General features: G+C 47.4%; 1 protein-coding gene and 1 pseudogene. Both read right to left on the reverse strand.

Going from position 1 to position 1,012, the window contains the following annotated elements:
- Nucleotides 1–302: 302 nt before the first annotated feature.
- A complete protein-coding gene (dfrA14, locus tag K0778_RS26365; protein WP_004201280.1) occupies nucleotides 303–776 on the reverse strand; it encodes a trimethoprim-resistant dihydrofolate reductase DfrA14 in 474 nt (157 codons plus the stop codon).
- A 27-nt stretch (nucleotides 777–803) separates the two neighbouring features.
- Nucleotides 804–1,012 (reverse strand): annotated as a pseudogene (locus K0778_RS26370) (aminoglycoside adenylyltransferase domain-containing protein); the annotation flags it as partial.

A 1,012-nucleotide genomic window follows, 5' to 3' on the forward strand; every position in this document is an offset into this window, starting at 1 on the left:
CGTACGGCCCACAGAATGATGTCACGCTGAAAATGCCGGCCTTTGAATGGGTTCATGTGCAGCTCCATCAGCAAAAGGGGATGATAAGTTTATCACCACCGACTATTTGCAACAGTGCCGTCCTGCGAATATGTGAGTTTTGACCTAATGAGCCACAAAAACTCATTTTCGCCCACGATAATTTTTCTACTTCCTTTCTTTGGAATGCTCATTTCAATATTCACATAACGTCGCTATCAATCGCGGAAAAGGCGTAGTGCGCGAAGCGAACGAAGCTTTTTGCCGTCGATTGCATAGCTTTGTTAACCCTTTTTCCAAATTTGATAGCAATAGTTAATGTTTGAAGTAAAGTGTTGCTCAAAAACAACTTCGAAGGTATTTGGAATACTCGGGAAGAAAACATCCCCCTCTGGCTCGATGTCGATCGTCGATAAGTGGAGCGTAGAGGCCATGGGTAATGTTTCTCGGTAAATTTCTCCGCCACCAGACACTATAACGTGACCGGTGAATTCAGCTAGCCTGTCCATGGCCTCTTCGATTGACTGAAATACAACTACATTGTCATCATTTGATGTCCAACCTGAGCGGGTAACGACCGCGTATTTCCTATTGGGGAGTGCGCCCATAGATTCAAACGTCTTGCGACCCACCAGAAGCCACTGATTGTAGGTCAATGCTTTAAAAAGTAGCTGCTCCCCTTTCGCGGACCAGGGTATGTCTGGACCGCAACCAATCACGCCGTTTTTCGCTTTCGCAGCCATCAATGATACTTTCAAGGTTCTCATCCTGGGTTAACGCTTGAGTTAAGCCGCGCCGCGAAGCGGCGTCGGCTTGAACGAATTGTTAGACATTATTTGCCGACTACCTTGGTGATCTCGCCTTTCACGTAGTGAACAAATTCTTCCAACTGATCTGCGCGGGAGGCCAAGCGATCTTCTTCTTGTCCAAGATAAGCCTGTCTAGCTTCAAGTATGACGGGCTGATACTGGGCCGGCAGGCGCTCCATTGCCCA

The sequence above is a fragment of the Escherichia sp. XD33 genome, from assembly GCF_019375075.1.
GTDB lineage: Bacteria > Pseudomonadota > Gammaproteobacteria > Enterobacterales > Enterobacteriaceae > Enterobacter > Enterobacter flexneri_A.